Genomic DNA, 26,966 nt, shown 5'->3' on the forward strand with positions numbered 1-26,966 from the left:
AGATATAAATCGCCGTCAACAGTTAATTTCAAGTTTATTCAGATTTAAGCGTAATGCGCGCAAATGCCTTCTTCCCAGCCTGGCAGACATGGGTAGCACCCAGCTCGTATATAAAGGTGCGATCCACCACCTCACCATCTATACGCACACCACCGGAACCCAGAAGGTCGCGCGCCACTGCGGAGTTCTTCACCAGGCCTGCCTTATTAAGGACAGCAGCAATCGGCATAGCTTCGGCAGCAGTCAATTCAATCTCAGGCAGATCATCTGGCAGCTCACCATCCTTCATACGGTTGCCCGCAGCACGGTGCGCACTGGCCGCTGCCTCATCACCATGGAAGCGCGCAACGATCTCTTCAGCCAGCTTGATCTTGACGTCCCGCGGATTGGCACCCGCCTCGACATCAGCACGCAACGCATTGATCTCATCCATCGAGCGAAAACTCAACAGCTCGAAGTAACGCCACATCAGCGCATCAGGAATGGAAACCAGCTTGCCGTACATCACGCCCGGCGCTTCCTGGATACCCACATAGTTACCCAAAGACTTGGACATCTTCTTGACACCGTCCAACCCCTCCAACAGCGGCATGGTCAGAATGCACTGAGCCTCCTGCCCATACGCACGCTGCAACTCACGCCCCATCAGCAGATTGAATTTCTGATCGGTGCCGCCCAGCTCGACATCCGCACGCAAGGCCACCGAGTCATACCCCTGAACCAATGGGTAGAGAAACTCGTGGATCGCGATTGGCTGATTGGTGGAGTAGCGCTTATCGAAGTCATCGCGCTCGAGCATGCGGGCAACGGTGTACTGGGACGTCAGACGAATGAAGTCCGCCGGCCCCATCTGATCCATCCAGGTGGAGTTGAACGCCACTTCGGTCTTGGCTGGATCCAGAATCTTGAACACCTGAGTTTTATAGGTCTCGGCATTATCGAGAACCTGCTCACGCGTCAGCGGCGGGCGCGTAGCACTCTTGCCGCTCGGGTCGCCGATCATCCCGGTGAAGTCGCCTATAAGGAAGATCACCTGATGCCCCAGTTCCTGGAACTGACGCAGCTTATTAATAAGCACCGTATGACCCAGGTGCAGATCCGGCGCCGTCGGATCGAAGCCGGCCTTAATACGCAGGGGCTGGCCGCGCTTGAGCTTCTCGATCAGCTCGGCCTCGACCAACAGTTCTTCCGCACCACGTTTGATCAGCGCTAGCTGCTCTTCAACCGACTTCATAACAGACCCGCAAGGCTCAGATTCAAAAGGGAACCAACCATACAAGATCGGGGACTAATTACAAGTTTTGCCCTGCATACGGACACCGTTCAGCAAGCCCAGCGTTCGCAGGCTTGCACCACAGATGATTTGGTTATATTTTATACAGTTATTTCATCTTCATCATGTCATTCATCTTTTCCATTTCATCTTTTCAAAGTCAAAATTACTTATGACCACTGAACCGTCTAAAGCGCCGCCGCTTTACCCGAAGACCCACTTGCTTGCCGCAAGCGGTATCGCCGCCCTTCTCAGCCTGGCACTCCTGGTATTCCCTTCCAGTGACGTAGAAGCCAAACGAACCACCCTGAGCCTTGACCTGGATAGCCCGGTTGAGCAACTGACACAAGATCAAGACGCATCCGACGCGCTCCAAGCCACAAATGGTGTCGCCGAGTCGCCGTTCGCGCAGATAGAAAACAGCACCGAAGACACCAAGGAAACCGTCCAGGCACAGCCCGCACCTGCGGTAGCAACCGCCAAAGGTCCTCAGCATCGGGAAGTGCTTGTTGCCAAAGGTGACACCCTTTCGACCCTGTTCGAGAAAGTTGGCCTGCCGTCATCCACTGTTAATGAGGTGCTGGCCAGCGATAAACAAGCCAAGCAATTCACCCAGCTCAAGCGCGGCCAAAAGCTCGAGTTCGAGCTGACGCCCGACGGCCAGTTGAATAAGCTGCACAGCAATGTCAGCGACCTGGAGAGCATCGCACTGACTAAAGGCGCCAAGGGGTATGCCTTTAATCGAGTGACCTCCAAACCCGTCATGCGCTCGGCCTATATCCACGGCGTCATCAACAGTTCGTTGTCGCAATCCGCTGCTCGCGCCGGCTTGTCCCACAACATGACCATGGACATGGCCAGCGTATTTGGCTACGACATCGACTTCGCCCAGGATATTCGCCAAGGTGACGAGTTCGACGTGATCTACGAGCAAAAGGTCGCCAACGGTAAAGTCGTCGGTACCGGCAACATTCTTTCGGCGCGCTTCACCAACCGCGGCAAGACCTACACCGCCGTTCGCTACACCAACAAGCAAGGCAACAGCAGCTACTACACCGCCGATGGCAACAGCATGCGCAAGGCGTTCATCCGCACTCCGGTGGACTTCGCCCGTATTAGCTCGCGTTTCTCGATGGGTCGCAAGCATCCAATTCTGAACAAAATTCGCGCCCACAAAGGCGTGGACTATGCTGCCCCCCGTGGCACGCCGATCAAGGCCGCCGGTGACGGCAAGGTGTTGCTGGCCGGTCGCCGCGGCGGTTACGGTAATACCGTGATCATCCAGCACGGCAATACCTACCGCACGCTCTATGGCCACATGCAAGGCTTCGCCAAAGGCGTCAAGACGGGCGGCAACGTCAAACAAGGCCAGGTAATCGGCTATATCGGCACTACCGGCCTGTCCACCGGCCCGCATTTGCACTACGAATTCCAGGTCAACGGTGTACACGTCGACCCACTGGGTCAGAAATTGCCAATGGCCGATCCAATCGCCAAGGCTGAACGAGCGCGCTTCCTGCAGCAGAGCCAACCGCTCATGGCACGTATGGACCAGGAACGGTCCACCCTGCTGGCTTCGGCGAAGCGCTGACCCATGGCGCTCTATATAGGTGTGATGTCCGGGACCAGCCTTGACGGCCTGGACATTGCGCTGATCGAACAGAATACGGCGATCAAACTGATCGCCACCCACTACATCCCCATGCCTGAATCCCTTCGTACCGAGCTGCTCGGCCTTTGCGCCAGCGGCCCGGACGAGATTGCCCGCGCGGCGATTACCCAGCAGCACTGGGTGAAGCTCGCCGCCCAAGGCATTCACGCACTACTCGAGCAGCAGAAACTGAAGCCCCAGGACATCCGGGCGATTGGCAGCCATGGGCAAACCATTCGCCACGAGCCTGCGCGCGGATTCACGGTACAGATCGGCAACCCGGCACTACTTACGGAATTGACCGGGATAACTGTCGTCAGTGACTTCCGCAGCCGCGACGTCGCTGCAGGCGGTCAAGGCGCGCCTCTAGTCCCAGCTTTTCATGAAGCACTGTTTGGCGAACACACCGGCAACCGCGCCGTATTGAATGTCGGTGGCTTCAGCAACCTCAGCCTGATTGAGGCCGACAAGCCTGTGGCCGGGTTTGACTGCGGCCCGGGCAACGTCCTGCTGGATGCCTGGATTCACCAGCAACGCGGTGAAAACTTTGACCGTAGCGGCCAATGGGCTGCCAGCGGACAGGTTGAGCCGGTCTTGCTCAAGGCCTTGCTCAGTGACCCGTTTTTCCTGGCTCAAGGCCCGAAAAGCACGGGCCGTGAGGTCTTCAACCTGGGATGGCTGGAGCATCACCTCGGCCGATTGCCGGCATTCGCCGCCCAGGACGTGCAAGCCACACTGCTGGAACTGACCGCGCAGACGATCGTCGAGTCGCTGCAAACGGCCCAGTCTCGGACTGAAACCTTACTGGTCTGCGGTGGCGGAGCTCATAACGCCACCTTGATGAGCCGCCTGGCCACCCTGTTACCCACCACCCATGTCAGTAGCACCGCCCTCTATGGCGTAGATCCCGACTGGGTCGAGGCCATGGCCTTTGCCTGGCTGGCCCATTGCTGCCTTGAAGGTATTGCCGCCAATCGCCCCAGCGTCACTGGCGCCCGCGGGCTTCGAATACTCGGCGCGATCTATCCTGCCTGAACCCCAGACAGCAAAACGCCGCTTGGCCCTATCAAGGCCAAGCGGCGTTTTGCAAACTCGCTGACGATCAGATCGAGAACGAAGACCCGCAACCACAGGTTGTAGTCGCATTCGGGTTCTTGATCACGAAACGCGACCCTTCCAGACCTTCCTGGTAATCCACTTCGGCTCCTGCCAAGTACTGGAAGCTCATCGGATCAACAACCAGGCTTACGCCTTCGCGCTCAACGATGGTGTCGTCATCGGCCACATCTTCATCGAAGGTGAAACCGTACTGAAACCCTGAACAACCGCCGCCCGTCACAAATACGCGCAGCTTCAAGCGATCATTACCCTCTTCATCGACCAGGCTCTTCACCTTGTGCGCAGCACCGTGGGTGAATTGCAAAGCCGTGGGGGTGAAGGATTCAACGCTCATGCTGATTATCTCCCGGCGTAGCGCCGCCATATGCGTAATGGTCGGCATTATCCGCTTCTCCTAGAAAAGCGGTCAACTATTGTTACGGTATATCAATCTGCACAGCAGCCATTAAAAATACAAAAGGCCCGATCAACGGGCCTTTTGCGCATCTACAGAAAACCTTAAGGCAGCATGCCCGCGTGGGACAGGCCCAGCTTTTCATCCAGACCAAACAGGATATTCAGGTTCTGCACCGCCTGGCCCGATGCACCTTTGACCAAGTTATCGATGACCGATAGCACCACCACCAGATCCCCATCTTGCGGGCGATGCACGGCAATACGGCACACGTTAGCACCGCGCACGCTGCGGGTTTCCGGATGGCTGCCCGCAGGCATCACATCGACAAACGGCTCGTTGGCATAGCGCTTTTCAAACAGCGCCTGCAGATCCACCGAGCGGTCTACGACAGTCGCGTACAACGTGGAATGGATCCCGCGAATCATCGGCGTCAGGTGCGGCACGAAGGTCAGACCGACGTCCTTGCCAGCGGCGCGACGCAGTCCTTGGCGAATTTCCGGCAGATGACGATGCCCTTTCACCGCATAGGCCTTCATGCTTTCCGACGTCTCGGAGTACAAAGACCCAACCGCGGCACCACGACCCGCACCACTGACCCCCGACTTGCAGTCTGCGATCAACCGCGAAGTATCGGCCAACCCCGCTTCCAGCAACGGCAGGAAACCCAGTTGCGTAGCCGTCGGATAGCAACCCGGCACCGCAATCAGACGCGCTTGCTTGATGTGTTCACGGTTGACTTCCGGCAGGCCATACACCGCTTCTTCAAGCAGCTCAGGCGCACCGTGAGGCTGGCCGTACCACTTGGCCCACTCATCGGCATCCTGCAAACGGAAGTCCGCCGACAAGTCGATCACCTTGGTACCGGCAGCCAGCAATTCACCTGCCAGGGCATGGGCCACACCGTGAGGGGTGGCGAAGAACACCACATCGCAAGCACCCAGGGTCTTGATGTCCGGCACCGAGAAGGCCAGGCCGTCGTAGTGACCGCGCAGGTTCGGGTACATATCGGCAACGGCCAGGCCGGCCTCGGATCGGGAAGTGATGACCACCACCTCAGCTTGCGGATGCTGAGCCAACAGACGCAGCAATTCGACACCGGTGTAACCCGTGCCGCCGACGATACCGACCTTGACCATAAACCTGCCCTCAACGAACCCACTGGAAAGCCGTCGATAATAGGGTCCGCATCGTCCTGCGACAACCGTCAACGTGACGTGCGGGCGCTTGAGCCACTACTATCTTCAGCTACCGTGAACCTGGGAATAACTAAAAATGCTTTATCTATGGGTCAAAGCCTTTCATATCGTCAGCATCGTTTGCTGGTTTGCCGCACTGTTCTACCTGCCGCGCCTGTTCGTCTACCACGCTCAAAGCGAGGACACCGTCAGCAAGGAACGCTTCTGCATCATGGAGCGCAAGCTGTACCGCGGCATCATGGGCCCGGCGATGATCGCCACCCTCGTGTTCGGTATCTGGCTGATTGCCCTCAACCCCAGCGTCTTCGCCCAAGGTGCCTGGATGCATGCCAAGCTGACCCTGGTCGTGCTGCTGATCGGCTACCACCATATGTGTGGCGCCCAGGTAAAACGTTTCGCTCGTGGCGAAAACACCCGCAGCCATGTCTTTTATCGCTGGTTCAATGAAGTGCCAGTTCTGATATTGCTGGCTATCGTAATTTTGGTCGTGGTCAAACCGTTCTAATTTCTATTACTCGGGGTACTTCCAATGTCGCTGCCCGCTTCGCTCGAACAAAGTCTGCGCCTGCCCGTGGTGGCTGCGCCGATGTTTCTGATCTCCAACCCGCAACTGGTCCTGGCCTGCTGCCGTAATGGGATAGTCGGCAGCTTCCCTGCCCTCAACCAACGGGAAAGCAGTGGCTTCAAGGCGTGGCTGGAAGAGATCGAAGCGGGACTGGCGCTGCTGAACAACCCGGCGCCCTATGCCGTCAACCTAATCGTGCATAACAGCAACCCACGCGTGGAGGCCGACCTGGCGATCTGCGTCGAGCATAAGGTGCCAATCGTCATCACCAGCCTGGGCGCGGTGAAAGAACTGGTGGATGCCGTGCATAGCTACGGCGGCCTGGTATTCCACGATGTCACCACCCGGCGTCATGCCGAGAAAGCCGCTGAAGCTGGCGTCGACGGCCTGATCGCAGTCGCCGCCGGCGCTGGCGGCCATGCGGGCACCTGGAGCCCCTTCTCGTTGATTGCCGAAATTCGTCAGTTCTTCGACAAAACCCTGTTACTGGCCGGCTGCCTGAACCACGGCCACGAAATCCTCGCCGCACAACTCCTCGGGGCGGACCTGGCGTATTTCGGTACCCGGTTTATCGGCACCACCGAAAGCCACGCACCGGAGGCCTATAAAGAGATGCTACTCACCTCCCGCGCCGCCGACATCGTGCATACGCCTGCCGTCTCTGGCGTACCGGCCAGCTTCATGCGCCAGAGCCTGGAAAACGCCGGCTTCGACCTCGCTGCCCTGCAAGGCAAAGGCGAAGTCAATTTCGGTTCCAAGCTCAAGCCCCTGAACGACGAAGCCAAAGCCTGGAAGACCGTCTGGTCGGCCGGCCAGGGCGTCGGTGAGATTGATGATTTGCCCAGCGTCGATGAACTCGTTGCCCGCCTGGATGCCGAATACCGCAAGGCGCTCGAGCATGCAGCACAACTACCAAAACGCTGGCCCCGCTGAATAAGTGCAGATGTATGGCCTGCTGACCGAGTCAGGCCTTACACTCTGTAACACCGACCTATTTCAAGTGACAAGGATGCCCGCATGAGCGACAACCGCTTCAAGATTGTGTTTGATGGCGCCCTGCTGCCGGGTGTCGAACTCACTACAGCCAAACTGAATCTCGCCGAGCTGTTCAAGAGCGACGTGGAAGCCGTCGACAAACTCTTCACCGGCCGCCCTGTTGCCCTCAAGCGTGACCTCTCCCACGCCGACGCCGAAACCTACCTGCAAGCGCTTAAAAATACCGGTATCGATGCGCGCATCGAAGCCGAGCAGCCGGTAGCCTTCAGCCTCGCTGAGACTCACGAAACCAACACCGGTAGCTCCAGCGACTACAATCGCCCCGCAGAATCGCCTTACGCCCCGCCTCGAGCTGCCGTTGGTGACAACCTGCCGGAGTTTTCCAGCCTGAAGGTCTTTACCGTCGATGGCCGTATAGGGCGTCTGCGCTTCCTAGCCTGGACGCTGGTGCTGACCGTCGTGATTCTGGCGGTCACCGGCATTTCTCTGGTTGTCGGCCTGAGCATCGCCGCTGCATCTTCGACGGCCGCAATCACCATCGGATTTCTGGTGGGTATCGTTGCGCTTGTGGCCTCTATCTGGGTCAACGTACAGATCACCGTACAACGCCTGCACGACCTTGGTTGGTCCGGCTGGCTGTGGTTCCTGCACCTGGTGCCTTTCGTAGGTAGCATCTTCCCGATCCTGCTGGTGGTGCTACCTGGCAATGCTGGTGCCAACCAGTACGGTGCCCCGCCTCCGCGTAACAGCACGGCAGTCAAGATTCTCTCCGTCCTGTGGTTGGCGTTCATTCCGCTGGTGTTTGTCCTCGGGATAAGCCTGGGGATGAGCGGCTATCTGGATCAACTCGAAACCGGCGTGGACAGCACCTACGACAGCAGCTCCATCACCTCTGATGAAGCCGGCGACCAGGGCGTCATCATCGATGAAGAACCCCCGCAAAGTGCTGATGACACAGCCGAACCTGTAGACTCTCCAGAAGAATGAAGAAACGCCCGACGCCTGTGATGCCTCTGTCACAGGCTCGGTGGCGTTGCGATGGAGAAACGCATGACCCGTTACGCTCTGATCACCGGTGCCTCCAGCGGTATCGGCTTGGCCCTGGCTGAAGCATTGGCCCGTCGTGGCCGCAGTTTGATTCTGGTGGCCCGCCAGCGTGATCAGTTGGAAAGCATTGCAATCGAATTGACTCAGCGCTTCGGCGTCGAAGTGCTGTTCCGTGCCTGCGACCTTGGCGAGCCGTTGCGACTTTCCGGGTTTCTGCTGGAACTTGAAGAAGGCGAGCGGCAGATCGACCTGCTGGTCAACTGCGCCGGCATCGGCACCAGTGGCCCCTTCCTGGCGCAAGACTGGATGACCGAACAGGACTTGATGGAAGTGAATATCCTGGCCCTGACCCGCCTGTGCCATGCCCTTGGCAACTCAATGGCACTGCAGGGCGGTGGGCAGATTCTCAATGTCGCCTCGGTCGCGGCGTTCCAGCCCGGCCCGTGGATGAGCACCTACTACGCCAGCAAGGCCTATGTGCTGCACCTCTCCGAAGGTTTGCGGGAAGAGTTGAAGACCTGCGGGATAAAGGTCTCGGTACTCTGCCCCGGGCCGACGCGCACCGCCTTCTTCGGCACCGCACAGATGAACACGGCCAAACTGGACCGCAGCCAACAGCTGATGAGCCCGGAAGAAGTCGCGCTCTACACCGTGCGCGCCCTGGAAAAGAACAAAGCCATCATCATCCCCGGTCGCCGCAACCGCTGGCTGGCGTTCAGCCCCCGTTTAAGCCCGCGGTGGCTAACCCGAAAAATCGCCGGCGCCATCAACAAGGCCTACTGCGCACGCTGATCATCACCGATACACGCAAGGGGCTGGGCGCGCACAGGTCGCCTGAGTACACTCAGCCTGCACTTTCACTATGGAGAAACAGCTGTGGATACTCTGTTCACCAAGATCATCAACAGAGAAATACCCGCGAAGATCATCTACGAGGATGACCAGGTCCTGGCCTTCCACGACATCGCCCCACAGGCACCGGTACATTTTCTGGTTATTCCGAAGAAACCCATCCGCACCCTCAACGACCTGACCGAGGATGACAAAGCCCTGGCCGGACATATTCTGTTCACCGCCCAGCGCCTGGCTGTGGAGCAAGGGTGTGAAAAGGGTTTTCGCGTGGTGATGAACTGCAATGAAGACGGCGGACAGACCGTTTACCACATTCATATGCACGTATTGGGTCAACGCCAGATGAACTGGCCTCCGGGCTGAGTGAGTACGCTGCGGGGTCGTGGTCCAAGGCTGCGACCTTATGTGCATGACCCAACGCAAACCTTCCGCCACCGATTGCGGTAAACTGGCCGCCGAGATTCTTCCCGGAGGTCAGCATGACTACCCAACGTCACTACTCGCCGATTGACCGTCTGTTGCTGCAAGCCGACACGGCGATGCGCACACTGCTGCCTTTCAGCGGCCAGCCGTACCGCCCCTCGCCTGCCATCGTGCAACCCGAAGCGCAGATGAGCGAGACCGACACCCGCCACGTCGCCGGTCTGATGCGCATCAACCATACCGGCGAAGTCTGTGCCCAGGCGCTGTACCAAGGCCAGGCCCTGACCGCCAAGCTGCCGCAAGTGCGCGCCGCCATGGAACATGCCGCCGAGGAAGAAATCGACCACCTGGCCTGGTGCGAACAACGTATCCGCCAGCTGGGCAGCCACCCCAGCGTACTGAATCCACTGTTTTATGGGCTGTCGTTTGGTATTGGGGCGGCTGCCGGGCTGATCAGCGACAAGGTCAGCCTCGGATTTGTGGCTGCGACCGAACATCAGGTCTGCAAGCACCTGAACGAGCATTTGGAACAACTGCCAGCCGACGACGAAAAGTCCCGGGCGATTCTTGAGCAGATGCGTCTTGATGAAGAACATCACGCGCAAAGCGCCTTGGATGCGGGCGGTTTCCGCTTCCCTGCACCGGTGAGGTTCGGCATGAGCCTGTTGGCCAAGGTCATGACCAAGAGTACCTACCGCATCTGATTGGTCACGCAAAAAGCAGAAAGGGCGCTTAAAAGCGCCCTTTCTTTTTGCCTGCCGCTCACGAATGCCAATCAGCCCAACTCAATGATCTCGTAATCATGAGTGATGGCCACGCCTGCGGCGCCGAGCATGATTGAGGCCGAGCAATACTTCTGCGCCGATAACTCAATGGCACGTTTCACCTGGGCCTCTTTCAGCCCGCGCCCCTTGACCACAAAATGCATGTGGATCCTGGTAAATACCTTGGGATCCTCAGTGGCACGCTCTGCTTCCAGGAAAGCCTCGCAACTCTCCACCGCCTGGCGCGACTTCTTCAGGATGCTGACCACATCGAAATTGCTGCAACCGCCTACACCGAGCAGGAGCATTTCCATCGGACGTACACCCAGGTTACGACCGCCGGCTTCGGGCGGTCCGTCCATGACCACAACATGGCCACTGCCCGACTCACCGAGGAACATGGCTTCGCCCGCCCATTGGATGCGTGCCTTCATCGCCCAGACTCCACTGCTAAAAAAGGGTCGCCAGCTTAGCACAGGGTCTTGAAGCCGCATGGGTCCCGGTGAAAACGATCAACTGCATGGATTGATAGATAAATTCCCTGATCGACGCAGAATGTGTCTGTTAAGCTGGCGCCAAATCACTGGCGCTTTGCCATCCATTGGATGACGTCGCATAACCTCTGATAGCGCTGGCTAAAAAAACAAGTTCAACCACACCGTGCAGTCTTTTCGGGATACAACCATGGTTGCTATTACTCCCACACCCAAGATCAAGAACCTCGACAAACTGTTGATGCATTGTCAGCGCCGGCGCTACCCGGCCAAGCACAACATCATTTGCGCTGGCGAGCGCTCTGAAACCCTGTTCTTCATTATCAAAGGCTCCGTCACCATTGTGATCGAGGATGAAGATGGCCGCGAAATGATCATTGCCTACCTCAATACCGGTGATTTCTTCGGTGAGCTGGGGCTGTTTGAGCAGGCCGGGAAAGAACAGGAGCGTAGCGCCTGGGTGCGCGCCAAGATCGAGTGCGACGTCGCCGAGATCAGCTATACGAAATTTCGCGAACTGGCCCAACAAGATCCAGACATTCTGTACGCCCTGAGCGGTCAGATCGCCCAACGCCTGAGAGATACCACGCGTAAGGTCGGTGACCTGGCCTTCTTCGATGTCACCGGCCGGGTGGCCCGCTGCCTGCTGGAGCTGTGCAAGCAACCAGACGCCATGACCCATCCGGACGGCATGCAAATCAAGGTCACTCGCCAGGAGATCGGACGAATCGTTGGCTGTTCACGGGAGATGGTCGGCCGGGTGCTCAAGGACCTGGAGGAACGCAATCTGGTTCACGTCAAAGGCAAGACCATGGTCGTCTTCGGCACCCGTTAAACCGCCAGGAAGCTCGCAAGCATCTGACGGTACAACGTATCGAGCCGGCCAATCGCGTCCGGCGCAGGAAAGGCTTCATGCAAGGCGATATGGCTGTCGGCGCAAACTCGCTGCTCAAGGCCACACGCCTCATTGAAGCGGTTGACCGCCGCAATCAACTCGACGCGATCGTCATCCAGCAACAACGCGCCGTGCACCAGCCCCACCGGGCGTCCACCACTCTGGCGCCAACGCTGGGCGGTACCGACCATTTTGCGGCCATCAAGATTGACGTTATAGCGACCGTCGCAGAAAGCACCGTCGATTTCACCAAGGGATGGCGCGCCGCCCAGCTCCGTGAGCAGATCACAGATAGGTTGGCACAAGCGCTGATAGCCGGTTTCAATCCGCCCCTGATCACCCTCGCTACGCGGCGGTGCATAGACCAGCGCGATATTGACGGTAGCAGCCGATTGCGGCACCGGCTCACCGCCGGTCTCCCGCAACAGCACCGGCCAACCATGATCAGCCGACACCTGGCTAGCTGCCTCGAAAGCCGGAAGGCGACTCAAGCGACGCGGCATGACCAGAGCCCGGTCACTCGGCTGCCAGAACAACAGGCCAAACGGTTGCTCGCCGGCGCAGACAGCGGCGAGCAAATCCTGTTCGGCTTTAAGGCCAGCTTCAACAGTCAGGGAGACAGGCTGGGTCATGATCAATCCAGCGTCGACCCACTCACCGCCACGCCACGCTCCGGGAAAAACAGGCGCTGCAGTTCAGCCCCTGGGTTTTCGGCACGCATGAACGTTTCGCCCACCAGGAACGAATACACACCGCTGATTTCCATCAACTCCACATCGGCCCGGTTAACGATGCCACTTTCGGTAATCACCAAGCGGTCGCGAGGAATGCGTGGCAACAGATCGAGCGTATTTTCGAGGCTGACTTCGAAGGTGTGCAGGTTACGGTTGTTAACCCCCACCAGCGGAGTGTCGAGGGTCTTCAGCGCACGTTCCAGTTCATCACCGTCGTGAACTTCAACCAGCACATCGAGGCCGACGCTTTTAGCCACGGCGGCCAACTCAGCCATCTTCACATCGTCCAGCGCGGAGACGATCAGCAGCACGCAGTCGGCGCCCAAGACCCGGGCTTCGACGATCTGATACGGATCGACCATGAAGTCCTTGCGGATCACCGGCAACGAGCATGCAGCGCGCGCTTGCTGGAGGTAGAGATCAGAGCCCTGGAAGAAGTCGATATCGGTCAACACGGAAAGGCAGGTTGCGCCGCCCTTTTCATAGCTCTTGGCAATATCTTCAGGAATGAAGATCTCACGGATGACACCTTTGCTCGGCGAAGCCTTTTTGATTTCTGCAATGACGGCCGGCTGTTTTTCCTTGGCCTGCTTGATCAGCGCATTGGCAAAGCCGCGTGGCGCATCAGCGGTTTTCGCCAGACCTTCCAGCTCGGCCAGACTGACGCGAGCGCGGCGCTCGGCAACTTCTTCAGCCTTACGGGCCAGGATCTTTTCCAGAACGGTTGGAACACTCATTCTTCATTCTCCATCTTGAATACGGCGGTGAATGCTCCCAGTTCTTCGAGCTTCTCGCGAGCCAGACCCGTGTGCAACGCATCGTGGGCCAAGGCGACACCTTCCTTAAGACTATAGGCGTGATCGGCAGCGTAAAGTGCCGCGCCAGCATTAAGAACAATCATCTCTGCGGCTTTCTGGCCGTTTTCGGTTTTACGCCGACCCAAGGCATCGCGAATCAACTCAAGGGACGCCGCCGGGCTTTCCACCGCCAGGCCGTGCAGGCTCTGGCTCTTCATGCCCAAGTCTTCCGGCTCGACCCAATATTCGGTGACCTGGTCATTCTTCAGCTCCGCCACGAAGGTCGGTGCCGCCAGGCTGAATTCGTCCAGGCCGTCTTTCGAGTGCACCACCAACACATGCTTGCTGCCCATACGCTGCAGGACTTCAGCCAATGGACGGCACAGTGCCTGACTGAATACACCCACCACCTGATGTTTCACACCGGCCGGATTCGTAAGCGGGCCGAGCATGTTGAACAGGGTGCGCAGGCCGAGGTCCTTACGCGGACCTGCGGCGTATTTCATCGCGCCATGATGGGATTGGGCAAACATGAAGCCGATGCCGACATGCTCGATGCAGCGGGCTACCTGCACCGGCGTCAGGTTCAGGTAGATACCTGCTGCTTCCAGCAAGTCGGCGCTGCCGCTATTACCGGACACGGCACGGTTGCCATGCTTGGCCACGGTGCAACCAGCGGCCGCCACGACAAACGATGAAGCCGTCGACACGTTGAAGATATTCGCACCGTCACCGCCGGTGCCGACCACGTCGACGACGCCGTCGAGGGTCTTGAGCTCGACCTTGTCCGCCAGCTCACGCATCACCGAGACGGCGCCGACGATTTCGTCGATGCTCTCGCTCTTCATGCGCATGGCCATCATGAACGCGCCAATCTGCGCATCGGTGCATTGACCGGTCATGATTTGACGCATCACATCGCTCATTTCAGCGGTGCTCAGGTCCAGATGGCCGACGATACGGCTCAGGGCAGTCTTGATATCCATGAAAAGTCCTTAGCGCGTGCCGCCGCTCTGCTTGAGAAAGTTGGCGAACAGCTCAAAGCCCTGCTCGGTCAGAATCGATTCCGGGTGAAATTGCACCCCTTCGATGTTCAGTGTCTTGTGGCGCAGGCCCATGATCTCGTCGACGGAGCCGTCTTCCAGCTGGGTCCAGGCCGTCAGTTCCAGGCACTCGGGCAAGGTTTCGCGCTTGACCACCAGCGAGTGGTAACGGGTGACCGTCACCGGCAGGTTCAAGCCGCGGAACACGCCCTGATCATTGTGGAATACCGGGCTGGTCTTGCCGTGCATCACCTGGCGGGCGCGAACCACGTCTCCACCAAACGCCTGCCCGATGGACTGGTGGCCCAGGCACACGCCAAGAATCGGTAGCTTGCCGGCAAAATACTGGATGGCTTCCAGCGACACGCCCGCTTCGGTCGGGGTGCAGGGGCCCGGGGAAACGACGATGCGCTCCGGGTTCAGCGCGGCGATTTGCGCCACGGTCATTTCGTCGTTGCGCACCACCTTGACCTCGGCACCGAGCTCGCCCAGGTACTGCACAACGTTGTAGGTAAAGGAATCGTAGTTATCAATCATCAGTAACATGCGGGTTAAAACCTCTTGAATTCACTGACTTCTAATGACGGCCTTCCAAAAGGGTGACCCGCTGCCAGACGCACGTTCCGGTTGCCAGGGTGAGCCGGCAAGGGGCGTCAAACAACAGGTGAAGAAGGCAAATCGGTACAGGTCCGGCCGGGCCGGCAGAGAAAAGTTAGGCGCGCCAACGCCAACGGGCGTGTGCCTTGACTACTCGCATCAAGAGTTTGCTGATGATCAACACAGGGAGGGTCTCATTCATACGTTCAGGCACAGTAACGTAGCCTCGCCAGCGGTGCAATATGGAGCAGCAAATACGGGGAAAACACGTCGCGGGTTATTTAGCGTCAAAAACGCTAAACCCTGAATAAGCCGAAAATATTTTGCTAATGTTTTCCCGCTAATACAAAACAATAATCACATGGACGATTGTATGCTCAGACCACCGTTCTTTGCGCCGCTTGCCGGCTGTCTCTTGTCACTGGCCTGCGCCCAGGCCTTTGCGGCGCCGTCGCCTTATTCAACCATGGTGGTGTTCGGTGACAGCCTGGCCGACGCCGGCCAGTTCCCCGATGCTGGCGGGCCCGCCGGCGCCACGTTGCGCTTTACCAACCGCACCGGCCCGACCTACTTGAGCAACGGAACAGAAAATTTCTCTCTGGTTTCATCGACGCTACTGGGGGCCAAGCTGGGGGTAGCCCCAAACGACTTGAACGCCTCCACGTCTCCGGTTCGTGCCGCACAAGGCTTGCCGGATGGCAACAACTGGGCGGTAGGCGGCTATCGTACCGATAACATCCTCGACTCCATCACCTCGGTGTCCAACGCGGCTATCCCTCCGGGCAACCCCGGTGGCGGCACTGTGCTGCGCAGTCGCCAGGGTTATCTGCCCGCCAACGGCGGACGGGCCGATCCCAACGCGCTGTACTTCCTTTCCGGCGGCGGCAATGACTTCCTCCAGGGTTTTGTACAAAGCCCCGGTCAAGCAGTGGCCGCTGGCGGACGCCTGGCCGACAGTGCCCAGGTCCTGCAACAAGCCGGCGCGCGCTACATCATGGTCTGGATGCTGCCCGACCTGGGGCTGACGCCCGCCATCAATGGCACCCCGAGCCAGGCAGGCAGCAGCGCCCTGAGCAACATCTTCAACCAGGCGCTGGTACAACGCTTATCGCAAATCGATGCTCAAATTATCCCGCTGAACATCCCACTGTTGCTCAAGGAAACCTTCGCCGACCCTGGCCGCTTTGGCCTGGCCACCGGGCAGAACCTCACAGGCACCTGCTTCAGCGGCAATGGCTGCACCGCCAACCCCACCTACGGCATCGGTGGTACCCACCCGGACCCGACCAAGCTGATCTACAACGACTCGGTCCACCCCACTGAAGCCGGGCAACGGCTGATCGCCGACTACGCCTATTCGCTGCTGGCCGCACCTTGGGAAGTCACCTTGCTGCCCGAAATGGCCCAAGGCACGCTGCGTGCGCATCAGGATGAACTGCGCAACCAATGGCAAGCCGATTCAGGCAACTGGCAAGCCGTGGGCCAATGGCGGGCGATCGTTGCAGCCGGTGGCCAGCATCTGGACTTCGACACTCAAAACAGCTCCGCCAGCGGTGACGGCAGCGGCTACAACCTGAACATCGGTGGCAGTTACCGCCTTAACGAAGACTGGCGTGTCGGTGTAGCTGCGGGCTTGTATCGTCAGACCCTTGAGGCTGGCGCCAGCGATTCGGACTACAAGCTCAATAGCTACATGGGCACCGCCTTCGCTCAGTATCAAGAAGATCACTGGTGGGCTGACGCAGCGCTGACCGGTGGCAAGCTGGACTTCGACAGCCTCAAGCGCAAGTTCGCCCTGGGCGTCAGCCAAGGTTCGGAGAAAGGCGACACCGACGGTTGGTTGTGGGCCTTGAGCGCGCGCGTGGGTTACGACATCGCACAGCCGGGCAGCGAATGGCACCTGTCGCCCTTCATCAGCGCCGACTACTCGCGGATCGAAGTGGAGGGTTACTCGGAGAAAGACGCCCGCTCCACCGCGCTGACCTTTGATGATCAACAGCGTGACTCCAAGCGCCTGGGCCTGGGCCTGCAAGCCAACTACCGCATCACGCCGCAAACCCTGCTGTTTGGCGAAGTCGCCCATGAGCATGAGTTCGAAAACGACACCCAGCGGGTAAAGATTGCTCTCAACAGCGTGCCGGGAATCGACTTCAAACTGGATGGGTACACACCGCGCAGCAATTCGGATCGCCTGAACCTGGGAGTCAGCCACAAGTTGACGAAGGAGTTGGCATTGAATGCTGCTTACAACGTGAGGAAGGATGACAGCGTGACCCAGCAAGGGGTCAGTGTGGGGTTGAGCCTGGATTTCTAAACTGGCGCCGAAGCGACACAAATCAAATGTGGGAGCTGGCTTGCCTGCGATTGCATCGCCCCGGTGTTTCTGAAACACCGAGGTGCCTGTATCGCGGGCAAGCCCGGCTCCCACAAAAAAGCCCAGCTCCCACATGTTGACCTACATTTACTTTCAGTCCTGCGGCGTCTGCTCAGCCAACGCCACCGCACGGAACATCGCCCGACGCTTGTTCAGGGTTTCTTCCCATTCCAGAGCCGGCACCGAGTCAGCCACAATCCCGCCACCCGCCTGCACATGCAACTCGCCGTCCTTGATCACTGCGGTGCGGATCGCAATGGCCGTGTCCATATTGCCGTTCCAGGCAAAATAGCCCACCGCGCCGCCATACACACCACGCTTGACCGGCTCCAGCTCGTCGATGATTTCCATCGCGCGAATCTTCGGCGCGCCCGACAAGGTGCCCGCCGGCAAAATCGCCCGCAGTGCATCCATGGCCGTCAGCCCAGCCTTCAACTCGCCAGTGACGTTGGAGACGATGTGCATCACGTTGGAATAACGCTCGATGACCATCTTCTCGGTGAGCTTCACAGAGCCGATTTCCGATACACGCCCGGTGTCATTACGTCCCAGGTCGATCAGCATCAAGTGCTCGGCGATTTCCTTGTCGTCAGACAGCAGGTCCAGTTCCAGCGCCAGGTCCGCCTCTTCGGTCGCACCACGCGGACGGGTGCCGGCAATCGGGCGTACGGTGATCAGGTTGTCTTCGACCCGCACCAGCACTTCCGGCGAACTGCCTACTACGTGGAAATCGCCAAAGTTGAAGAAGTACATGTACGGCGTCGGGTTGAAGCAACGCAGCGCACGGTACAAGTCGATGGGTGCAGCCTTGAAGTCGATGGACATGCGTTGCGACGGCACCACCTGCATGCAGTCACCGGCGAGGATGTATTCCTTGATGGTGTCGACGGCGCGCTCGTAGTCATCCTGGGTAAAGCTGGAGCGAAACACCGGGTCGGCGGCCGGCGGGCGGCTGAGGTCCAGGCCACGACGCGGAGTGATCGGCTGACGCAGTTTTTCCAGCAATGCTTCCAAATTGGCCTGGCCTTGCTCGAACGCGTCTTCCTGGGACGGGTCGGCCAGGACAATCGCGTGCATCTTGCCGGCGAGGTTGTCGAACACCACCACCGCGTCGGAAACCATCAACAGAATGTCCGGCACACCCAGCGGATCCGGGTTCGGGGATTTACCCAGGCGTTTCTCCACATAACGTACGCAGTCGTAGCCGAAGTAGCCCACCAGGCCACCGTTGAAACGCGGCAGACCGGCGATGGTCGGTACGTTGTAGCGCGCCTTGAATGTCTCCACGAAGGCCAACGGGTCTTCGACATCGTGGCTTTCGATCTCTACGCCGTCATAAGTGATGCTGACATGATGGTCATGCACCCGCATGACCGTGCGGCACGGCAGGCCGATGATCGAATAACGGCCCCATTTTTCACCGCCCTGCACCGACTCCAGCAGATAGGAGTTGGGCTCGTCGGCCAGTTTCAGGTAGATCGACAGTGGTGTGTCGAAGTCGGCCAGGGTTTCGCGGGCCATGGGGATACGGTTGTAGCCGGCAGCGGCCAAACGCAGGAATTCTTCGCGGATCATGAGGTGCCTCGTGGCTTGAGGGTCTAACGGTCAGGTGTGCAAACGTGCCGCAGCGCGGCCAGGATCAGTCAGGCGCGCCAACGCCAGCGGGCCAGGGCCTTGATGACTTTCATCCAGAGTTTGCGAGTGACCACCACGATGGGATTTCCAGAAGGGGATGGAACAGCGTCGGGCAACGTTATCTCAGCGCCCGCTCCCAAGCAACCGGGGATTAGCAGACGCAGGTCATCAATCACCAGTGCCGGGGATTCCTCGGCAATCGGTCGACCGTGGTTGTAGCCGTAGCTCAAGGCCACGCACTTGACCCCCGCCGCTTTCGCCGCCAGCACATCACTGCGCGAATCGCCGACAAACAGCGACTGGGACGCCGGGATATTGGCCATTTTCATCACGAAAAACAGCGCGGCCGGATCGGGTTTCTTCTGTGGAAGGGTATCGCCACCGATGATCCAGCGAAAATAACGGCCGATCTTCATCTGGTCCAACAGCGGCGCGACGAAACGTTCCGGCTTGTTGGTGATGAGGGCCATTTCCACGCCCTGCTTGTGCAGCCACTTCAGGGTGTCACGCACGCCGGGATAGACCACGGTCAGTTCGTGGCCGTTCTCGTAGGCTGCGTTGAACAGCTCCAGCGCATGCTCAGCCTCGACATCATCGACGCCCTCGGCATTAATGTTGTTGGCCAGCGCCCGGCGCACCAGCATGTGCACACCGTTACCCACCCATTCGCGCACCGCCTCGACACCCGCCCGCTTACGCCCGAGCTTGAGCAGCATCGCATCCACCGCGACAGCCAGGTCCGGGACCGAATCGATCAAAGTACCGTCCAGATCGAACATCACCAGCCGTGGCAATTTGCCGGGGAACAACTGCTCAAAGCCACTCATGGACGCGCCAACGCCAGTTCTGCACGCATTTTGGCGATCACTTCCTGATAGTCCGGTGCGTTGAAGATCGCCGAACCTGCAACAAAGGTGTCAGCACCGGCGGCGGCGATTTCGCGGATGTTGTTGACGTTGACCCCACCATCGATCTCCAGGCGAATATCACGACCGGACGCATCGATCAGCGCCCGCGCTTCACGCAGCTTGTCGAGGGTGCCCGGGATGAACTTCTGCCCGCCAAAGCCCGGGTTGACGCTCATCAGCAAGACCATGTCGACCTTGTCCATCACATACTTGAGCACGTCCAGCGGCGTCGCCGGGTTGAACACCAGGCCGGCCTTGCAGCCACCTTCGCGGATCAGTTGCAGGGAACGATCGACGTGCAGCGTGGCTTCCGGGTGGAAGGTGATGTAGGTCGCACCGGCCTCAATGAAGTCACCGACGATACGGTCCACCGGGCTGACCATCAGGTGTGCGTCGATAGGCGCGGTCACGCCGTACTTGCGCAGGGCGGCGCAAACCATCGGACCAATGGTCAGGTTCGGCACATAGTGATTGTCCATGACATCGAAGTGAACAAAGTCGGCACCAGCGGCCAGCACGTTGTCGACTTCCTCGCCCAGGCGGGCGAAGTCGGCGGAGAGGATCGATGGAGCAATAACGAAGGGCTGCATGACGCACCTTTTTGAGCTAAATCACGATGGCGCGCATTGTATACCTCATGCTTTGCCGCGCGCACCGTGACCTCGCTCAATGGTTAGTACGCCGCGCGGTAGATTTTCTCGATATCCGCGGCGCTGAGCTTGCGCGGGTTGTTGCGCATCAACCGCTCAATGCCCGCCGCCTCTACTGCCATGGCCGGGATGGCGTCTTCGGGAACACCGAAGCTGCGCAGGCCTGGCGGGATCTCCACTGCGGCACACAGTCGCGTCATCGCATCGACCGCCTGGTCGGCAGCGTCATTCACACTCAGGCCCGTGACATTAACGCCCATGGCCTGGGCAATGTCCTGCATGCGCTCGACACAGGCCAGCTTGTTCCAGTGCATCACATAGGGCAGCAGCAAGGCATTGCTGACCCCGTGGGCAATGCCGAAGCGCCCACCCAACGGATACGCCAAGGCATGCACCGCGCCCACCCCCGCATTACCGAACGCCATCCCGGCCATCAGGCTGGCGGTGGCCATGTCGTCACGGGCTTGCAGGTTGGCCGGGTTGGTGTAGGCCTTGGGCAACGCCTTGGCAATCAACTTGATGGCGCCAATGGCCAGTGCGTCAGTGATCGGCGAAGCATTGAGGGACAGGTAGGACTCGATGGCATGCACCAGCGCATCGACGCCACTGGCGGCGGTGACACTGCGGGGGCAGGTCAGGGTCATCTGCGGGCTGATCAGCGCCACGTCCGGCAGCAAGTAATCGCTGACGATGCCTTTCTTCAGTTGCGCGGCCTTGTCCGAAAGGATCGCCACATTGGTCACCTCCGAACCGGTGCCGGCGGTGGTGGGGATGGCGATCAGCGGCGGACCTTTGCGGGGCACCTGGTCGACACCGAACAGATCCGCCAGGGCGCCGTGGTAACCGGCGTAGGCGGCGACGCTTTTGGCGATGTCGATGGCACTGCCGCCGCCCACTCCGATCAGCCCGTCATGCCCGCCCTCGCGGTAGACCCGCATACAGTCTTCAACAATGGAAATTTCCGGGTCGGGCAATACGCGGTCGAAGATTTCGTAGGGACGCTCGCCCAAGTGCTCAAGGGCCAGCGCCACAGTGCCGGACTTGATCAACGCGGCGTCGGTGACGATCAACGGGTTGTCGACATCCAGTCGCGTCAGCTCGGCGGCCAGTTGTTCGATGGCGCCGGGGCCGGTGAGCAATTTGTGGGCGATCTTGAATGAGGAAGTACTCATGTGCGCGGCCTCTTATAAATGTGTGGGGGCTGGCAAAAGAATAGCTGGGGTTTAAAGGTTGTCTCCCATTCATGGGCTGAATAGCACGGTCAATGTGGGAGTCGGGCTTGCCCGCGATGGCATCACCTCGATGTACCTGATGCACCGAGGTGATGCCATCGCGGGCAAGCCAGCTCCCACATTTAATCTGGTTCCAACCATCAAACCTGAGCTGTACGCAGTTTTTCGCTACGCCCGCGCAGCCACTCCAGGGTCAGCAACAGCACCACCGAGAACGCGATCAACAAGGTCGCGGCCGCCGCAATCGTCGGGCTGAGGTTTTCGCGGATACCGCTGAACATCTGCCGGGGCAAGGTCGCCTGCTCTGGCCCTGCAAGGAACAACGTCACCACCACCTCATCGAACGAGGTGGCGAAAGCAAACAGCGCCCCGCTGATCACGCCCGGCGCGATCAATGGCAAAGTCACCCGCCGAAATGCGGTCAAGGGTGACGCCCCAAGGCTCGCCGCCGCCCGCACCAGATTGTGGTTAAAACCCTGCAACGTAGCCGACACGGTGATGATCACAAACGGCACGCCCAACACCGCATGCACCACAATCAACGAGAAGAAACTGTTACCCAGGCCCAGCGGCGCGAAAAACAGGTAACTGGCCACGCCGATAATCACCACCGGCACCACCATCGGCGAAATCACCAACGCCATCACCAGCGCCTTGCCGGGAAAGTGCCCACGGGTCAGCCCAATCGCCGCCAGCGTGCCGAAGACCATGGCCAGCACGGTCGCCGCCGGGGCGACGATGATGCTGTTCTTCAGCGCACGCATCCATTCCGCCGAGGCGAAGAAGTCCTGATACCAGTGCAGCGAGAAGCCTTGCAGCGGATACACCAGGAAACTGCCGGAATTGAACGACAGTGGGATGATGACCAGCACCGGCAGAATCAGGAACAACAGGATCAGGCCGCAGAAAATCCGCAGGCTGTAGAACCACACCCGCTCAACGGGAGACATGTAAGGACTCAGCATCGCAAGGTGCTCCTCAGCTCAGGCGCAGGCGACTGGCGCCCACCAGCCAGTTGTAGATCAGGTACAGCACCACGGTCGCCAGCAGCAACAAGCCGCCCAGGGCGGTAGCCATGCCCCAGTTGATGCTGGTGTTGGTATAGAAGGCGACGAAGTAGCTGACCATCTGGTCGTTCGGGCTGCCCAGCAGCGCCGGGGTGATGTAGTAACCAATCGCCAGGATGAACACCAGCAGGCAGCCGGCGCCCACGCCCGCGTAGGTTTGCGGGAAGTACACCCGCCAGAAACTCGCGAACGGATGACACCCCAGGGAAATCGCAGCGCGCATATAGGTGGGCGAGATGCCCTTCATGACGCTGTAGATCGGCAGGATCATGAAGGGCAGCAGGATATGCACCATGGAGATGTAGACCCCGAGCCGGTTGAATACCAACTCCACGGGCTTATCGATCAAGCCCATGCCCATCAGCGCACTGTTGATCAACCCACCGGACTGCAACAACACGATCCACGCCGCCACGCGCACCAGCACCGAGGTCCAGAACGGCAGCAACACCAAAATCATCAGCAGGTTGCTTTGCCGGGCCGGCAAGTTCGCCAGCAAGTAGGCCAGCGGATAAGCCAGCAACAGGCAACACACGGTGATGACCAAGCCCATCCAGAAGGTGCGGGCGAAGATATCCAGGTAGATCGCCTGATCCGGGGTGGCGGCTGCCAGTTCGCCGAGGTCGTCGATGCGGTGATCGACGGCCGCCAGCAGGTAATAGGGCGTCAGACTGCTGGTATTGCGCCGGATCACTTGCCAATACGCCGGGTCTCCCCAACGTTCGTCGAGGTTTTCCAGCGCTTCTTTATAGGAGCCGGGCGTTTCGCTGAACGGCAGCGCCCGCGCGGTTTTGGTCAGCAGACTGCGATAGCCCGCCAACTCCATGTTCAAGCGTTTGGACAGGTCCCCCAGGGTCTGGTTTTTCCGGGCTTCGCCCAAGTCTTCACTAAGGGCCTGATAAACCGGCTCACCGGGTAAGCCACGCCCGTCCCAGGCGGTGACTGCAACCACCGTGCGCGGCAGGCCATCCAGCACTTCCGGGTTTTCGACGCTTTTGTAGAGCAGCGCGACAATCGGCACTAGGAACACCAGCAGCAAAAACAGCACCAGCGGCGCAATCAAAGCCTGGGCCTTCCAGCGGTTGAGCCGCTCGGCACGGGCCAGGCGCTGTTTCAGGGTGGGGCTGGGAATGGCGATGGCCATGGCGAACTCCGGAACTTGAAAATGAATGCAATCGGCCAAACACAGCAAATCTCATGTGGGAGCTGGCTTGCCTGCTCCCACACAAGCCTGCTTCCACTAGGGTTTAGCGGTGTAGCGGGTTACTTGGCAGCCCAGGAGTTAAAGCGTTGCTCCAATTGCTCACCGTTATCCGCCCAGAAGCTGACGTCGATCTGCACCTGGTTGGCGATGTTTTCCGGAGTGGTCGGCATGTCCTTGAGCACATCCTTGGTCAGCAACGGCACTGCCTGGATATTGGCCGGGCCGTAGGCGATGTTTTCCGAATAGACCTTCTGCTGCTGCGGTGCGACCGAGAAGGCGATGAATTTCTTCGCCGCTTCAGCACGGTCCTTGGCCAGGCCTTTTGGAATGGCCCAAGCGTCAAAGTCATAGATGCCGCCGTTCCACACCACTTTCAGGTTGCTCTCTTTCTGCACAGCGGCGATCCGGCCGTTATAGGCCGAGCTCATGACCACATCGCCAGAGGCCAGGTATTGCGGCGGTTGGGCACCCGCCTCCCACCATTGAATGTAGGGCTTGAGCTCATCGAGTTTCTTGAAGGCACGGTCCTGGCCCTCCTTGCTGGCCAGCACTTTGTAGACATCCTTGGGCGCCACACCATCGGCCATCAGGGCGAATTCCAGGGTGTATTTGGCGCCTTTGCGCAGGCCACGTTTGCCGGGGAATTTCTTCGTGTCCCAGAAATCTGCCCAGCCTCCTGGTGGCGCTTTCAGTTTGTCGGCGTTGTAAGCCAGTACGGTGGACCAGACAAAGAAGCCCACCCCGCACGGCTGAATCGCGCCTTTCACGTAGTCTTCGGCCTTGCCAAACAATGTGGGGTCCAACGGCTCGAACATGTCCTCGTCACAGCCACGGGACAGCTCCGGCGACTCCACTTCCACCAGGTCCCAGGACACACTTTTGGTGTCGACCATGGCTTTGACCTTGGCCATTTCACCGTTGTACTCACCGGCGATGATCTTGCCGTTACCGGCACTTTCCCACGGGGCGTAGAAGGCCTTCACTTGCGCCGCCTTGTTCGCGCCACCAAAAGACACCACCGTCAGGTCCGGACCTGCCATGGCCTGTGTTGCGCCCATCAAGCCCAGAGCCAGGGCGGAATATTTAAGGGATCTCAACATTATTGTTCTCTCCACGTGCAGGGTTGGTGAAGCAAGGGGGCGATCAATTCGCCTCTAGAAGTGGGTCGAGTGCGCGAACGTGCTCGACTTGCCAGCCGATCGGTACTACGTCGCCGACCGTCAATGCCGGGTCCAGCTCGGCGATCGGTTGTTTCACGAAAAAATCGGACTTGCCGCAAACGTCCAGGCGCACACGCACGTGGTCGCCCAGGTAGATAAACTCCGCCACCCGCCCGGAGAAGCGGTTGACACAGCTTTCGCTGGAGCCGTTGAGGCTGACTCGCTCGGGGCGCACCGACAGGGTCACCGGCCCCCCCACCTGGCCAACGTTCACTGCCAGTGCCTCAACCTTCTCACCCCGCGCCAACTCCACCACGCAGCGCTCGCCGGTGTGGCTGTGCAGGCGGCCGTTAAGGCGGTTGTTCTCACCGATGAAGTTGGCGACGAAGGTGTTTTTGGGTTCTTCGTACAAGGTGCGTGGGGACGCAATCTGCTGGATTTCGCCCTGATGAAACACCGCCACCCGGTCAGACATGGTCAGCGCTTCACCCTGGTCGTGGGTCACGTAGACCACGGTCACGCCGAGGCGCTGGTGCAGGTGCTTGATCTCCATCTGCATGTGTTCACGCAGTTGTTTATCGAGGGCGCCGAGGGGCTCGTCCATCAGTACCAACTGCGGCTCGAACACCAGCGCCCGCGCCAGCGCTACCCGCTGTTGCTGACCGCCGGAGAGTTGCGCCGGGTAGCGCTGGGCGAACGCGTCGAGCTGGACCATGCTCAGCACACGCGTGACCCGCTCGCTGATGTCGGTCTTGCTCAAGCCGCGTACCGACAGCGGAAAGGCCAGGTTTTCCGAAACAGTCATGTGAGGGAACAAGGCGTAGTTCTGGAACACCATGCCGATATCACGCTTGTGGGGCGGCACGTTGTTGATGGAGCGGCCGGCTAACAGGATCTCGCCGGCCGTCGGGGTTTCGAAGCCGGCGAGCATCATCAGGCTGGTGGTCTTGCCCGAGCCGGAAGGCCCGAGCAGGGTGAGAAACTCGCCCTTGCGAATCTCCAGGTTGAGGTCCTTGACGATCAGGTTCTCGCCGTCGTAGCTCTTCTGCACGCCACGAAAGCTGACCAGCACATCATTTGAATCCACCTCGCTCATACCTGCACCTTTTTGTTTTTGGACTGCCGTGGCACAAGCGTAGCCCTGCCGACAGCCCGCGAAAATCGGGGGCCGGGAGAGATTGGCATCAGTAGATTGGAAGGTTCAGGGTAGGGATTGCCCTACACGGATGGCGGGGCGTACCTCGGCAGCGGCTACAGAAGCTTATGTTCAATCGCGTACTTCACCAGATCGGCCAGGCAGGTGATATTGAGCTTCTGCATTAACCGCGCCTTGTGGGTGCTGATGGTCTTGTTGCTCAGGGCCAGTTGCTGGGCGATGTCGTTGACGTTGGCGCCCTGGGCCAGGCGCTCGAACACTGAGAACTCCCGTTCAGACAACAGTGAGTGCAACGGCCGGGCATCGGTAAGGCCGACTTCGAAGACCATCCGGTCTGCCAGGTCCGGGTCGATATAACGCCCGCCCGCCGCCACTTTGCGAATCGCCGTCAACAGCAGCGCCGGGTCGCTGTCCTTGGTGGCATAACCCGCTGCGCCAACCTTCAAGGCACGCGCAGCCATTTGTGCTTCGTCGTGCATCGACAACACCAGGATCGCCGGCGGGTTGTTCAGCGCGCGGATGCGCGGGATGGCCTCAAGGCCGTTGACGCCGGGCATGGAGATATCCAGCAGCACCACTTCGCACGGCACCTGGCGCAGGGTTTCCAGCAACTGCTCGCCATTGCTCGCCTCGCCGACCACCAACAGGTCCTTGGCCAAGCCGATCAATTGCTTGATGCCTTCACGAACGATGGTGTGGTCTTCAGCTACCAGTACGCGGATCACGGGGGTTTCCTC

Annotated in this window: 27 protein-coding genes; 10 read left to right on the top strand and 17 right to left on the bottom strand. The window is 59.4% G+C overall.

The genetic code is table 11. The annotated features are described in order from the left end of the window. Positions 1 to 34 precede the first annotated feature (34 nt). The gene (gene tyrS / locus GNF76_RS17670) at positions 35 to 1,234 is read right to left on the bottom strand and encodes a tyrosine--tRNA ligase (RefSeq protein ID WP_155584416.1); all 1,200 of its coding nucleotides are present in this window, start codon (positions 1,232 to 1,234) and stop codon (positions 35 to 37) included. A gap of 211 nt (positions 1,235 to 1,445) precedes the next feature. Between tyrS and GNF76_RS17680 the strand changes: the two genes are divergently transcribed. Both GNF76_RS17680 and GNF76_RS17685 read left to right on the top strand, forming a co-directional pair. Further along, positions 1,446 to 2,864 carry a peptidoglycan DD-metalloendopeptidase family protein gene (locus tag GNF76_RS17680; RefSeq protein WP_155584417.1) on the top strand — a complete coding sequence of 473 codons (1,419 nt, stop codon included), beginning with the start codon at positions 1,446 to 1,448 and terminating at the stop codon, positions 2,862 to 2,864. A gap of 3 nt (positions 2,865 to 2,867) precedes the next feature. Next, a complete protein-coding gene (locus tag GNF76_RS17685; RefSeq protein WP_155584418.1) occupies positions 2,868 to 3,959 on the top strand; it encodes an anhydro-N-acetylmuramic acid kinase in 1,092 nt (363 codons plus the stop codon). Positions 3,960 to 4,026: 67 nt separating this feature from the next. Here GNF76_RS17685 and erpA read toward each other — a convergent pair whose 3' ends face one another. Both erpA and argC read right to left on the bottom strand, forming a co-directional pair. Next, positions 4,027 to 4,377, bottom strand: coding sequence for an iron-sulfur cluster insertion protein ErpA (gene erpA, locus GNF76_RS17690; RefSeq protein ID WP_003176443.1), 351 nt, complete (start codon positions 4,375 to 4,377; stop codon positions 4,027 to 4,029). A gap of 164 nt (positions 4,378 to 4,541) precedes the next feature. Continuing rightward, on the bottom strand, positions 4,542 to 5,576 hold the full coding sequence (gene argC, locus GNF76_RS17695) for an N-acetyl-gamma-glutamyl-phosphate reductase (protein ID WP_155584419.1): 1,035 nt from the start codon (positions 5,574 to 5,576) through the stop codon (positions 4,542 to 4,544). A gap of 136 nt (positions 5,577 to 5,712) precedes the next feature. On the opposite strand from argC, the gene hemJ reads away from it, so the two are divergent. From hemJ to coq7, 6 genes are all read left to right on the top strand, one after another. Further along, on the top strand, positions 5,713 to 6,141 hold the full coding sequence (gene hemJ, locus GNF76_RS17700; RefSeq protein WP_155584420.1) for a protoporphyrinogen oxidase HemJ: 429 nt from the start codon (positions 5,713 to 5,715) through the stop codon (positions 6,139 to 6,141). 24 nt (positions 6,142 to 6,165) lie between these two features. After that, positions 6,166 to 7,134: an NAD(P)H-dependent flavin oxidoreductase gene (locus GNF76_RS17705; protein WP_155584421.1), complete on the top strand. Its 969-nt coding sequence runs from the start codon at positions 6,166 to 6,168 to the stop codon at positions 7,132 to 7,134. Between the two features lie 84 nt (positions 7,135 to 7,218). After that, positions 7,219 to 8,184 (top strand): DUF805 domain-containing protein, encoded by a 966-nt coding sequence (locus GNF76_RS17710; protein WP_155584422.1) that lies wholly within the window; start codon positions 7,219 to 7,221, stop codon positions 8,182 to 8,184. Between the two features lie 63 nt (positions 8,185 to 8,247). Next, positions 8,248 to 9,036, top strand: a complete 789-nt coding sequence (locus tag GNF76_RS17715; protein WP_155584423.1) for an SDR family NAD(P)-dependent oxidoreductase — start codon at positions 8,248 to 8,250, stop codon at positions 9,034 to 9,036. An 84-nt stretch (positions 9,037 to 9,120) separates the two neighbouring features. Then, the gene (locus GNF76_RS17720) at positions 9,121 to 9,459 is read left to right on the top strand and encodes a histidine triad nucleotide-binding protein (protein ID WP_003194682.1); all 339 of its coding nucleotides are present in this window, start codon (positions 9,121 to 9,123) and stop codon (positions 9,457 to 9,459) included. Between the two features lie 116 nt (positions 9,460 to 9,575). Next, on the top strand, positions 9,576 to 10,223 hold the full coding sequence (gene coq7, locus GNF76_RS17725; RefSeq protein ID WP_155584425.1) for a 2-polyprenyl-3-methyl-6-methoxy-1,4-benzoquinone monooxygenase: 648 nt from the start codon (positions 9,576 to 9,578) through the stop codon (positions 10,221 to 10,223). Between the two features lie 71 nt (positions 10,224 to 10,294). Here coq7 and GNF76_RS17730 read toward each other — a convergent pair whose 3' ends face one another. Then, entirely contained in the window at positions 10,295 to 10,717 is a 423-nt protein-coding gene (locus GNF76_RS17730; protein ID WP_155584426.1) for an OsmC family protein, read from the bottom strand. Positions 10,718 to 10,967: 250 nt separating this feature from the next. On the opposite strand from GNF76_RS17730, the gene crp reads away from it, so the two are divergent. Further along, positions 10,968 to 11,612 carry a cAMP-activated global transcriptional regulator CRP gene (crp, locus tag GNF76_RS17735; protein WP_155584427.1) on the top strand — a complete coding sequence of 215 codons (645 nt, stop codon included), beginning with the start codon at positions 10,968 to 10,970 and terminating at the stop codon, positions 11,610 to 11,612. Here crp and GNF76_RS17740 read toward each other — a convergent pair. Genes GNF76_RS17740 through GNF76_RS17755 form a run of 4 tightly spaced genes read right to left on the bottom strand, consistent with a single transcriptional unit; the run spans position 11,609 to position 14,792 of the window. Continuing rightward, entirely contained in the window at positions 11,609 to 12,304 is a 696-nt protein-coding gene (locus tag GNF76_RS17740) for a lipoate--protein ligase family protein (protein ID WP_155584428.1), read from the bottom strand. The genes crp and GNF76_RS17740 overlap by 4 nt on opposite strands. Positions 12,305 to 12,306: 2 nt before the next feature. Continuing rightward, a complete protein-coding gene (gene trpC / locus GNF76_RS17745) occupies positions 12,307 to 13,143 on the bottom strand; it encodes an indole-3-glycerol phosphate synthase TrpC (protein WP_155584429.1) in 837 nt (278 codons plus the stop codon). Beyond that, entirely contained in the window at positions 13,140 to 14,189 is a 1,050-nt protein-coding gene (gene trpD, locus GNF76_RS17750; protein ID WP_155584430.1) for an anthranilate phosphoribosyltransferase, read from the bottom strand. The genes trpC and trpD overlap by 4 nt, the downstream gene beginning before the upstream one ends. Positions 14,190 to 14,198: 9 nt before the next feature. Beyond that, positions 14,199 to 14,792 (bottom strand): aminodeoxychorismate/anthranilate synthase component II, encoded by a 594-nt coding sequence (locus tag GNF76_RS17755; protein ID WP_155584431.1) that lies wholly within the window; start codon positions 14,790 to 14,792, stop codon positions 14,199 to 14,201. Positions 14,793 to 15,216: 424 nt separating this feature from the next. On the opposite strand from GNF76_RS17755, the gene estP reads away from it, so the two are divergent. Continuing rightward, positions 15,217 to 17,157 (top strand): esterase EstP, encoded by a 1,941-nt coding sequence (gene estP / locus GNF76_RS17760; RefSeq protein ID WP_155584432.1) that lies wholly within the window; start codon positions 15,217 to 15,219, stop codon positions 17,155 to 17,157. Positions 17,158 to 17,310: 153 nt separating this feature from the next. On the opposite strand, the gene trpE is transcribed toward estP, so the two are convergent. From trpE to GNF76_RS17805, 9 genes are all read right to left on the bottom strand, one after another. Further along, on the bottom strand, positions 17,311 to 18,792 hold the full coding sequence (gene trpE / locus GNF76_RS17765; protein ID WP_155584433.1) for an anthranilate synthase component I: 1,482 nt from the start codon (positions 18,790 to 18,792) through the stop codon (positions 17,311 to 17,313). 68 nt (positions 18,793 to 18,860) lie between these two features. Next, positions 18,861 to 19,679 (bottom strand): phosphoglycolate phosphatase, encoded by an 819-nt coding sequence (locus GNF76_RS17770; protein ID WP_155584434.1) that lies wholly within the window; start codon positions 19,677 to 19,679, stop codon positions 18,861 to 18,863. Continuing rightward, entirely contained in the window at positions 19,676 to 20,350 is a 675-nt protein-coding gene (gene rpe, locus GNF76_RS17775) for a ribulose-phosphate 3-epimerase (protein ID WP_155584435.1), read from the bottom strand. The genes GNF76_RS17770 and rpe overlap by 4 nt, the downstream gene beginning before the upstream one ends. Before the next feature lie 83 nt (positions 20,351 to 20,433). Next, entirely contained in the window at positions 20,434 to 21,582 is a 1,149-nt protein-coding gene (locus GNF76_RS17780; RefSeq protein ID WP_155584436.1) for an iron-containing alcohol dehydrogenase, read from the bottom strand. Between the two features lie 200 nt (positions 21,583 to 21,782). Next, on the bottom strand, positions 21,783 to 22,607 hold the full coding sequence (locus tag GNF76_RS17785; protein ID WP_155584437.1) for an ABC transporter permease: 825 nt from the start codon (positions 22,605 to 22,607) through the stop codon (positions 21,783 to 21,785). Between the two features lie 13 nt (positions 22,608 to 22,620). Further along, complete coding sequence (locus GNF76_RS17790) at positions 22,621 to 23,853, bottom strand: ABC transporter permease (RefSeq protein WP_155584438.1); 1,233 nt, start codon at positions 23,851 to 23,853, stop codon at positions 22,621 to 22,623. 119 nt (positions 23,854 to 23,972) lie between these two features. After that, positions 23,973 to 25,013, bottom strand: a complete 1,041-nt coding sequence (locus GNF76_RS17795) for an ABC transporter substrate-binding protein (protein ID WP_155584439.1) — start codon at positions 25,011 to 25,013, stop codon at positions 23,973 to 23,975. 43 nt (positions 25,014 to 25,056) lie between these two features. Further along, a complete protein-coding gene (locus tag GNF76_RS17800; protein WP_155584440.1) occupies positions 25,057 to 26,169 on the bottom strand; it encodes an ABC transporter ATP-binding protein in 1,113 nt (370 codons plus the stop codon). A 155-nt stretch (positions 26,170 to 26,324) separates the two neighbouring features. Beyond that, complete coding sequence (locus GNF76_RS17805; protein ID WP_178123396.1) at positions 26,325 to 26,954, bottom strand: response regulator; 630 nt, start codon at positions 26,952 to 26,954, stop codon at positions 26,325 to 26,327. Positions 26,955 to 26,966: the final 12 nt, after the last annotated feature.

This window comes from Pseudomonas spelaei, from assembly GCF_009724245.1.
In the GTDB taxonomy this organism is placed as follows: domain Bacteria; phylum Pseudomonadota; class Gammaproteobacteria; order Pseudomonadales; family Pseudomonadaceae; genus Aquipseudomonas; species Aquipseudomonas spelaei.

What these genes read in the sequence shown, in the direction of transcription:
- GNF76_RS17795 (WP_155584439.1), bottom strand. Translation starts at nt 25,013, where the DNA reads ATGTTGAGATCCCTTAAATATTCCGCCCTGGCTCTGGGCTTGATGGGC.
- erpA (WP_003176443.1), bottom strand. Translation starts at nt 4,377, where the DNA reads ATGAGCGTTGAATCCTTCACCCCCACGGCTTTGCAATTCACCCACGGT.
- GNF76_RS17705 (WP_155584421.1), top strand. Translation starts at nt 6,166, where the DNA reads ATGTCGCTGCCCGCTTCGCTCGAACAAAGTCTGCGCCTGCCCGTGGTG.
- GNF76_RS17730 (WP_155584426.1), bottom strand. Translation starts at nt 10,717, where the DNA reads ATGAAGGCACGCATCCAATGGGCGGGCGAAGCCATGTTCCTCGGTGAG.
- GNF76_RS17680 (WP_155584417.1), top strand. Translation starts at nt 1,446, where the DNA reads ATGACCACTGAACCGTCTAAAGCGCCGCCGCTTTACCCGAAGACCCAC.
- crp (WP_155584427.1), top strand. Translation starts at nt 10,968, where the DNA reads ATGGTTGCTATTACTCCCACACCCAAGATCAAGAACCTCGACAAACTG.
- tyrS (WP_155584416.1), bottom strand. Translation starts at nt 1,234, where the DNA reads ATGAAGTCGGTTGAAGAGCAGCTAGCGCTGATCAAACGTGGTGCGGAA.
- GNF76_RS17790 (WP_155584438.1), bottom strand. Translation starts at nt 23,853, where the DNA reads ATGGCCATCGCCATTCCCAGCCCCACCCTGAAACAGCGCCTGGCCCGT.
- GNF76_RS17785 (WP_155584437.1), bottom strand. Translation starts at nt 22,607, where the DNA reads ATGCTGAGTCCTTACATGTCTCCCGTTGAGCGGGTGTGGTTCTACAGC.
- GNF76_RS17755 (WP_155584431.1), bottom strand. Translation starts at nt 14,792, where the DNA reads ATGTTACTGATGATTGATAACTACGATTCCTTTACCTACAACGTTGTG.
- GNF76_RS17740 (WP_155584428.1), bottom strand. Translation starts at nt 12,304, where the DNA reads ATGACCCAGCCTGTCTCCCTGACTGTTGAAGCTGGCCTTAAAGCCGAA.
- GNF76_RS17800 (WP_155584440.1), bottom strand. Translation starts at nt 26,169, where the DNA reads ATGAGCGAGGTGGATTCAAATGATGTGCTGGTCAGCTTTCGTGGCGTG.
- hemJ (WP_155584420.1), top strand. Translation starts at nt 5,713, where the DNA reads ATGCTTTATCTATGGGTCAAAGCCTTTCATATCGTCAGCATCGTTTGC.
- GNF76_RS17770 (WP_155584434.1), bottom strand. Translation starts at nt 19,679, where the DNA reads ATGAGTGGCTTTGAGCAGTTGTTCCCCGGCAAATTGCCACGGCTGGTG.
- coq7 (WP_155584425.1), top strand. Translation starts at nt 9,576, where the DNA reads ATGACTACCCAACGTCACTACTCGCCGATTGACCGTCTGTTGCTGCAA.
- estP (WP_155584432.1), top strand. Translation starts at nt 15,217, where the DNA reads ATGCTCAGACCACCGTTCTTTGCGCCGCTTGCCGGCTGTCTCTTGTCA.
- trpC (WP_155584429.1), bottom strand. Translation starts at nt 13,143, where the DNA reads ATGAGTGTTCCAACCGTTCTGGAAAAGATCCTGGCCCGTAAGGCTGAA.
- GNF76_RS17710 (WP_155584422.1), top strand. Translation starts at nt 7,219, where the DNA reads ATGAGCGACAACCGCTTCAAGATTGTGTTTGATGGCGCCCTGCTGCCG.
- rpe (WP_155584435.1), bottom strand. Translation starts at nt 20,350, where the DNA reads ATGCAGCCCTTCGTTATTGCTCCATCGATCCTCTCCGCCGACTTCGCC.
- argC (WP_155584419.1), bottom strand. Translation starts at nt 5,576, where the DNA reads ATGGTCAAGGTCGGTATCGTCGGCGGCACGGGTTACACCGGTGTCGAA.
- GNF76_RS17685 (WP_155584418.1), top strand. Translation starts at nt 2,868, where the DNA reads ATGGCGCTCTATATAGGTGTGATGTCCGGGACCAGCCTTGACGGCCTG.
- GNF76_RS17715 (WP_155584423.1), top strand. Translation starts at nt 8,248, where the DNA reads ATGACCCGTTACGCTCTGATCACCGGTGCCTCCAGCGGTATCGGCTTG.
- trpD (WP_155584430.1), bottom strand. Translation starts at nt 14,189, where the DNA reads ATGGATATCAAGACTGCCCTGAGCCGTATCGTCGGCCATCTGGACCTG.
- trpE (WP_155584433.1), bottom strand. Translation starts at nt 18,792, where the DNA reads ATGATCCGCGAAGAATTCCTGCGTTTGGCCGCTGCCGGCTACAACCGT.
- GNF76_RS17780 (WP_155584436.1), bottom strand. Translation starts at nt 21,582, where the DNA reads ATGAGTACTTCCTCATTCAAGATCGCCCACAAATTGCTCACCGGCCCC.